This is a genomic window from Paenibacillus cisolokensis, assembly GCF_018403665.1.
GTDB lineage: Bacteria > Bacillota > Bacilli > Paenibacillales > Paenibacillaceae > Paenibacillus_AH > Paenibacillus_AH cisolokensis.
In genome coordinates this window covers 68,634-77,062 of the sequence record NZ_BOVJ01000102.1, presented here as the reverse complement: position 1 = coordinate 77,062, position 8,429 = coordinate 68,634, and the positions used below count along the sequence as shown (strand labels likewise).

5 protein-coding genes and 1 pseudogene are annotated in these 8,429 nt (G+C 60.3%); all 6 read left to right on the top strand.

Annotation, left to right across the window (positions count from 1 at the left end; all coding sequences use genetic code 11):
- Positions 1 to 111 (top strand): annotated as a pseudogene (locus tag PACILC2_RS14685) (ABC transporter permease); the annotation flags it as partial.
- A 46-nt stretch (positions 112 to 157) separates the two neighbouring features.
- Positions 158 to 1,636, top strand: a complete 1,479-nt coding sequence (locus tag PACILC2_RS14680) for an extracellular solute-binding protein (RefSeq protein WP_213529265.1) — start codon at positions 158 to 160, stop codon at positions 1,634 to 1,636.
- 302 nt (positions 1,637 to 1,938) lie between these two features.
- The gene (locus PACILC2_RS14675) at positions 1,939 to 4,770 is read left to right on the top strand and encodes a heparinase II/III domain-containing protein (protein WP_213529264.1); all 2,832 of its coding nucleotides are present in this window, start codon (positions 1,939 to 1,941) and stop codon (positions 4,768 to 4,770) included.
- Positions 4,668 to 5,801, top strand: a complete 1,134-nt coding sequence (locus PACILC2_RS14670; RefSeq protein WP_213529263.1) for an Ig-like domain-containing protein — start codon at positions 4,668 to 4,670, stop codon at positions 5,799 to 5,801. The genes PACILC2_RS14675 and PACILC2_RS14670 overlap by 103 nt, the downstream gene beginning before the upstream one ends.
- A gap of 165 nt (positions 5,802 to 5,966) precedes the next feature.
- Complete coding sequence (locus PACILC2_RS14665) at positions 5,967 to 6,989, top strand: cation diffusion facilitator family transporter (RefSeq protein ID WP_213529262.1); 1,023 nt, start codon at positions 5,967 to 5,969, stop codon at positions 6,987 to 6,989.
- A gap of 186 nt (positions 6,990 to 7,175) precedes the next feature.
- A complete protein-coding gene (locus PACILC2_RS14660) occupies positions 7,176 to 8,402 on the top strand; it encodes a sn-glycerol-1-phosphate dehydrogenase (RefSeq protein ID WP_213529261.1) in 1,227 nt (408 codons plus the stop codon).
- Positions 8,403 to 8,429: the final 27 nt, after the last annotated feature.

Genomic DNA, 8,429 nt, shown 5'->3' with positions numbered 1-8,429 from the left:
GCCATTAAGATGGCCACGGTCATGATCGCGACGATCCCTGTCATGCTCGTCTATCCGTTCTTTCAAAAATATTTCGCCAAGGGCGCATTGCTCGGGGCTGTGAAAGAATGACAGCGGAGCGGCTTAAGGCCTAAACTTTTCGGGAGGCGATAATGAGATGAAAAAGTCGGTGTGGTGGATGATGGTTGCGGCGGCGATTTTGCTGGCGTCATGCTCGGGCAAAGGGGGCGGGATTTCGGGCGGGAACGAGGAGGGCATCGTCGAACTGACTTATTTGACGACAGGCGACCAGGCGGCCAAACCGCTGCAGCCGGGCGACCGGATTATTGCGGAAATCAACAATCGGCTCGGCATCCGATTGAACGTGCAGACCGTTCCGGAAGGAGCGGTGGACAAAATCAACGCGGCGTTTGCATCCGGCGATTTGCCCGACGTCGTGACGACGAAGTTTCCGGCCGAATCCGTCTCCCAATGGATCAGCGAAGGCATCATGATCCCGATTGATGATTATCTGGATGCGATGCCCACGGTGAAGCAAAAGCTGGAAAACGGACTGCAGTGGACGGCGATAGACGGCAAATATTACGGGTATCCGTTCATTAGCCAAACCGACAAATCCAATTATACGATCCAATTCAGAGCGGATTGGCTGGAGAAGCTGGGCATTGAGCCTCCGACGACGCTGGATGAATTTTACGAAGCCTTGAAGGCGGTAACGACGCAGGACCCCGACGGCAACGGCAAGGACGATACATACGGATTTTCGACGAACAAACCGAATCCCGGAGAGACGTTCAATGCATTTCAATTCGTCTTCTTCGCGTACGGCTTGCCGTATGCCGACTGGGCGCTGGACGAGCAGGGCAAGGTCATTCCGATTTTCGAACATCCCGCCTTCCGGCAAGGGATGGCGTACTTGCGGAAGTTGATGGAGGAGAAGCTGATCGAACCGGAGTTTATGGTGAACGACCGGCCGATGAAAGAACAGAAGTTTTTCCAGGGGAAAATCGGATTTATGGAAGGGCCGCTTTTCAGACATGTGAGCAGAATCGAGGGCGGACTGCAGAAAGTGAACCCGGAAGGGAAATTGGGCTGGACGGCGCCGCCGGCCGGACCGGACGGCAAGCGGGGCATGCCGGTCAAGCCGAAAGGCGGACTGCTGACATCGATTACGAGCGCTTCGAAGCATCCCGAAAAAGCGGCCGAGCTGATCGAGTTTCTGCTCTCGAAGGAAGGCCGCGATCTGCTGCAGCTAGGTATCGAGGGCATTCACTACACCGGAGAAGGCGATCAAATCGTGTACAACGAGGCGGAGCGGGAAAAGGACGGATTCGCCGCCAACGGCTGGGCCCATCCGCTGGCTTGGGGAAACGTCACCTGGCCGATCGACGAAAATTATTTGCCGCTGATCGAGCCTCAGCGGGAGCGGGCGCAGCAATCCGTGCAGCTCGCTTCCCAATATATTATGCCGAATCTCGTCAACAAGAAGACCGAAGCGGAAATTCGGTACAGCTCCGTATTGAACGACAATTACAATCAATATTTCCTGGATATGCTGAGCGGGAAAAAGATATCGATACGGGGATCGAAGAGCTGTCGCGCAAATGGCGGGAGCAAGGCGGAGACGAAATATTGAAGGAAGTGAGCGAAGCCTACGAAAGCGGGCAATAACGAGCAACGACAAGGCTGCCGGTCCAAGTGTGCCGGCAGCCTTGTCGTTTGCGCATTAAGACTAGCCAATGGCGCGGACGCACGCTATAATGGTTTTGTACATCTTAGAAACAGGTATGATACATGTTTATGTTTTTTCATTTCGTTCGGGGAGGTGACGGCAGGCACCCGCTCGTTTTCGAAGGTTTCGTAAAGCTGTGGCGAGCGCATCGAGAATCGACTCATGTTTCCGTTGCATCATCTATTCCATAACGGGAGGGAAGAATTGTGAGCTTATCGTTTCGACGTTCGCTTTGCATTGTGATCTGCTTTGTACTGACGGCCACCGTTCAGCCGGCCGTATCGTCCGGAACCGCCTCGGCCGAGCTGCCGGGGGCGGACTTTACGATGCCGGACACGACGGTATACCGGTTCGGCAGCGTTCCCCCGGGCGAGCCTGCGGTTACGCTTGTCGGCGATCCGGACGCGGCTCCGCGGGTGACGAATGCCGCCAGCGGCGTCAAAATCGCATCGACGTTGACGGAGAATGCGCGAACCTTCGAATTTCACGTCCCCCGCGCAGGCACGTATATGCTCAAGCTCGGCGGCATGACCGCTACCGACGGCGGCACCGCCGAAGTGAGCGTCGACGGGGTGGCGGCCGGGCGGTACGGTTTTTACAGCGTGACGGGGCAATATCCGCGTCCCGATCAATATATCGGGCAGCTGCCGCTCGACGAAGGCGTCCATACGTTAACGCTGACGGTGAAGCACGCGGGCAATGCCGCCGGCAACGGAACGGGGACGTCGATGTATCCGGCCCGGCTGACGCTGACCGATCTGGACCCGGTAACGAACAGCAAGCAGCGCCGGACGTTCTTTACCGACGAGAAGCTGGCTGCGGCCCGGCAGAACGTGCAGCAATACGATTGGGCGGCTGACATGCGGGACAGCGTGCTGGCCAAGGCGGACGAGTATGTCGCCCTCGGCTACGAAGGGCTGTGGCGCCTCGTGCCGACCCAGGCGATTCCGCGCAGCTACAATACGAACCAGCTGACCGGCAATTTCAGCCCGGTTTCCGGCGATCTGAAGAGCTACGGCAACTATCCGTGGCAGGCCGATCCGCTGAACGAGCCGTGGAAAATCGTTGATCCCGCCAGCGGCTACAAGTTCCCGACGAACGATTTCGCCGCTTATTACGAGAGCGGGCTCGATGCGCACGGCAATTTCGATCCGGCGCTGGCCGACCGCAGCCTGCTGGTCAACACGCTGTATCCGGAGAAAGGTCCGACCTGGGGTGTGGACGACGGATACGGCTGGGTCGACCCGGAAACGAACAGGAGGTACACGTTCGTCGCCTATTACGCCCACTGGTTTGGCTGGTACGGCGGGACGGCCGTCATTTATTCGGCGCTGAACAGTCTGCAGAACGCTTATATTTATACCGGTGACGAGAAGTACGCCAAAGCGGGGGCCGTCTTGCTCGACCGCATTGCAGACGTCTATCCGTCGATGGATGTCGCCGAATTCAGCAACGCGATATATGTCAATTCCCACGGCGGAACGGGCGACGGCAAAATCGTCGGTTCGATATGGGAAACCTCGCTCGTCAAAATGTTTATTACCGCTTACGACGCTTTCTTTACCGCCTTCGACGATCCGGAGGTCATCGCGTTTTTGCAGGACAAAGGAGAGCAGTACGACTTGCCGCTCAAGCAGAGCGGCGCCGGCATCCGCCGCAACATCGAGGACGGCATATTGCGGCAGGTCGCGCCGGGCATGTACTGGGACCAGATTCGCGGCAATAACGGGTTCCACCAGAGCGCCGTCGCGATGGCGGCCGTCGTCCACGATACGCTGCCGGAAACGAAATATTGGCTCGATTTCGTCTTTCAGCCGGGCTCGTTCGTGAACTCGATTCCGCGCCGGGTCACCGGGGGGAATGTGCTGTTCAGCCTCGTGAACGACATCGACCGCGACGGTCACGGCAACGAGGCGGCGCCGGGCTACAACCGGCTCTGGATTAGCAGTTATCTGTCGGTGGCGGACGCGCTGGACGGCTATGACAAATACCCGGCAGCCGACCTGTACCGGAATGTGAAGTTCCGCAAAATGTTCCAGGCGATGTACCCGCTCATCATGCTCGGCAAATATACGCCTTCGATCGGGGACAGCGGAACGACCGGCCAGCCCGGCATGATGGTCGACAAAACCCAGTCGATCAAAGCGTTCGAGAAGTTCGGAGATCCCGTCTTCGCGCAGCTTGCCTATATGCTCAACGGCAATACGGCGGAGGGCATCCATTCGGACGTGTACACCGCCGATCCGGACAAGGTCGCCCGCGATATCGAAGCGGTAATCGCGGAATACGGGCCGCTCGATCTGGACAGCGCCAATTTGACCGGTTACGGGTTCGCCGCGCTTCGGGACGGCGCAGCGGACGGCGGCTCGGATACGAGACGCGCCTTGTGGATGTATTACGGCCGCACCAGCGGCCACGGCCACCGCGACGCGCTCAATCTCGGCCTGTACGGCTTCGGTCTCGATCTGATGCCGGATCTTGGCTATCCCGAGCAAGCGAACGCCACCGACGTCAACCGCTTCGAATGGGTGCAAAATACGATCAGCCACAATACGGTCATGGTCGACAGGCAGAAGCAGTCGGCAGCGTGGGACGGCAAGCCGCTCCACTATGACGACGGCGGGATGGTGAAGCTGATCGACGTCGAAGCGCCCGGCGCTTACCCGCAGACGGAACGGTACAGGCGGACGTCGGCACTTGTCAAGGTCGACGGCGAACATTCGTATGCGGTCGATTTCTTCCGCGTCAAAGGCGGCAGCGAGCATCACTTCAGCTTTCACGCGGCCGAAGGGGCCGTCACGACCGAAGGGCTCGATCTGACCGCGCAGCCGACGGGCACCTATGCCGGCCCCGATGTGCCGTTCGGGCAGCGCCCGGCGGACGACAGCGTCACCGGAAGCGGCTATACGGGACCGGGATTCCACTGGTTGAAAACGTGCAGCGCGACGATCAGCCGGACGGCGCGTTCAGCGTCGATTACGATATCGTCGACACGTGGAACGCGACGCCGGGCGACGACGACGTGCACGTGCGCCTGACGATGCTCGGCGACGCCGACGAAGTCGCCCTCGCGGACGGCGTGCCCCCGCAGAACAAGCCCGGCAATCCGGAAAGCGTCAAGTACGTCATCGTGCGCCGCAGCGGCGACCAATTGGACAGCACGTTCACCTCGGTCATCGAGCCGTATAAAGACGCTCGTTTCGTCAGCGGCATCGAGGAAGCGGCCGTGACGACCGCGGAAGGCGCCCCCGTATCGGACGAAGACGGGGTGCGGGCGGTCAAGGTGCGGCTTGCGAACGGACGCGCCGACTATATCGTCAGCTCGCTCAATCCGGAAGCCGCATATGTGATCGACGGCAAAATCCGCTTCCAGGGCTCGTTCGGCGTCTATGCCGAGAAAGACGAAATACCCGCGTTCACTTATATTCACGACGGCGCATTCATCGGCAAGGAAGGCACGCCGTACGCCAGCGCCGGCACGGCCCGGCTGCAAGGAACGGTCGCCGATTTCACCCGGGAGCTTTCGGTCGACAACAAACTCCAGGTTCAGCTCGATTTGCAAGGCACGGACCCGAACGAGCTTGTCGGTCGGTTCGTCTATGTCCAAAACGACGGGGTGCGCAACGCGGCTTACGAGATCCGGGGCGTCGCACCGCTTGACGGCGGCCGGTACGAACTGGATCTCGGGGACTTGACGCTCATTCGGTCATACGCCAGCGCGACGGATCTGAACGAGGGCTTCGTCTACGACGTCGCCGCAGGCCAGCCGATCGTCATCCCGCTTTCCCGCGAGCAGCTCTATTTGGCGGACACGGCTATCGTTTCCTCCAAGACGGTATTGCGCAAAAATGAAACCGTCCAACTGCAGGCGACAGGGACTTATGCGGACGGCAGCGACGCCGATTTGACCGGCGTCAAGATCAAGTGGAAAAGCGATCGTCCGAATGTCGCCAACGTCGACGGCAAAGGCCGGCTGAAGGCGCATAACATAGGGACGGCGGTCATTTCCGCGACGGTCGAGGCGGGCGGCGTGTCCCGCACCTCGTCATTATCGATTGCGGTGGAATAAGTCCGCACAACGCCAATAGGGCGGCTCCATCCGCCTGCCCCGGTTTGCGCCGGGGCGGGCTTTTATGGTCGTTGCGGCACTTGACAACAAAACCGGATCAAGGAATAATCAATACATGAATAGTTGCTCATATATTAATATTTAATTCGAAAGGGGCGCTCAACGATGCACGGAAGGGATCGTCATCTCCATACGCACGAAGGTAAGCACGCGCCGCATCACCATGCGCATGACGGTAAGCGCGCGCCGCATCAGCAACACACGCCGCACCGCCATGGCCACGGCCATCACGATCATCACGATCATCACAGCCTTGCAAGGGCGGGGAACAAGAAGGGCCTGACGATCGCGCTGGCCATCACGTCCGTCATCATGCTGCTGGAATTCGTCGGCGGGCTCGTGACGAACAGCCTGGCACTGCTGTCGGACAGCGGGCATATGCTGAGCGACGCCGGCTCGCTGGCGCTCAGTCTCGCAGCGATCGGAATGGCGGCCAAAGCCGCGTCGCCGGGCAAGACGTTCGGCTACCACCGGTTCGAAATATTGGCCGCGCTCTTGAACGGCGCGACGCTGTTTCTCGTCGCAGGCTTCATCATGTGGGAGGCATACGGCCGGTTGTTCGATCCGCCCGCGGTGGCAAGCGGCTCGATGGTGCTCGTCGCCGCCATCGGGCTTATGGCCAATCTGGCCAGCGCGTGGTTTCTGATGCGCCAAGGCGACGTCAAGGACAATCTGAACGTGAAAAGCGCCTATCTTCATGTGCTCGGCGACGCGCTCGGCTCGGTCGGGGCGATAGCGGCCGGATTGCTGATGTATGCGTTCGGATGGTATATCGCGGACCCGATCATATCGGCGGCGGTGTCGCTGCTGATCTTGAAGAGCGCTTGGGGGTTGATGTCCCGTACCGTTCACGTCCTGATGGAAGGAGCGCCGGACTCGGCAGATCCCGAAGCCGTAAAGCGCGAGCTCGAACGGATCGACGGGGTTCAAGACGTCCACGACCTTCATATCTGGACGATTACGTCGGGGCTTGATTCGTTAACCTGCCATATGCGCATCGGGGAAGAAACGGACGGCCAGCGCGTGCTGCAGCAGGCGCTTGCGCTCGTGGAAGAGCGATTCGGCATCCGCCACTGCGCGATTCAGGTCGAAAGCACCGATATCTGTCATGCGGAGACGAATATTTAACGGCACATCCCATACCGGTCGGCTATCGAATAAACGGCGCTTCAATCCCCGGTTGTCGTTTCCGTTCCTTTCATCTATGATGAAGTAGAAAATGGACATAAAGGAATGCATTGGTTTTAGCGTCGAAGCGAAAGAGACCGTTTTGAAAAAAAGAGAAGAAAGCTTGGGATGGAGGGGAGCGGCAATATGGAACACCTGGTGCAAACCGTGATGGAAGCCGCGGCTCGCTGCAGCTGCGGGCGGCACGAGCCGGTCGTCATGAAGCCGATCGTCGTGGAAGCCGGGGCATTGCAGAAAATCGCGCCGTACCTTAAAGCCGAAGGATACCGGGACATCGTGCTTGTGGCCGACAGTCAGACATTCGAAGCGGCCGGACGCGCGGTTGCGGAACGGCTGGAAGCGGCCGGCATCCGGTGCCGCAACGTCCTTGTCCGGCCCGACGAACAAGGGGATGTCGTCGCCGACGAACGGTCCATCGTGCAGGTCATGCTGGACGTGTCGCCCGAATCGACCGATCTGCTGATCGCAGCCGGCTCCGGCACCCTGCACGATATCGTCCGCTTCGTCGCGTACCATATGAACAAGCCGTTTCTGTCGGTGCCGACGGCGCCGTCGGTCGACGGTTTCACGTCGAAGGGCGCGCCGGTCATCGTCCGCGGCCGCAAAGTGACCGTTCCGGCATCCGCCCCTGTGGCCATATTCGCCGATCTGACGGTGCTGGCGTCCGCGCCGCAGCCGATGGTCGCGGCCGGATTCGGCGACATGCTCGGCAAGTACACGTCGCTGTTCGACTGGTCGTTCTCCGCCCGCATCGCGGGCGAGCCTTACTGCCCGGCGGCGGCGGAATTGACGGCCGTGGCGCTGCAAGCTTGCGTGGAGCATGCGGATGCGATCGCGCAGCGGACGGAGGAAGGCATCCGCACGCTGATGAATGCGCTCATTCAATCGGGGCTGGCGATGCTCATCTTCGGCCAGTCGCATCCGGCTTCGGGCGCGGAGCATCATCTGTCCCATTATTGGGAGATGGAATATTTGCGCCTCGGCCGCAAGCAACTGCTGCACGGCGCCAAAGTCGGCGTCGCCTGCGCGGAAATTTCCGGCCTGTACCATCGCATCGTGCGGGACAACCCGTTTGCGGCGGCGCTTCGGCGCAACGCCGACGAGCTGGGGAACGGAGACGGCGGCAAGCTGGCGGCGATCGGCGAACAGTGGGAGGCGATTCGCAAGCTGGCGGCGGACATTCCGCCGCCCGAACGTCTTCGCGAGCTGCTGCGCAAGGTCGGCGGGCCGGCCGACCCGGCGCAGCTTGGCGTGGACGCCGGGCTGCTGGATGCCAGCCTGCGGGAAGCGCATCTTTTGCGCGACCGGTATACGGTGCTGAAAGCGTACCATGAGCTGGCGGCGCGGCCATAGCGTTCAGGCCGCGGCCGGTCAGGTGAC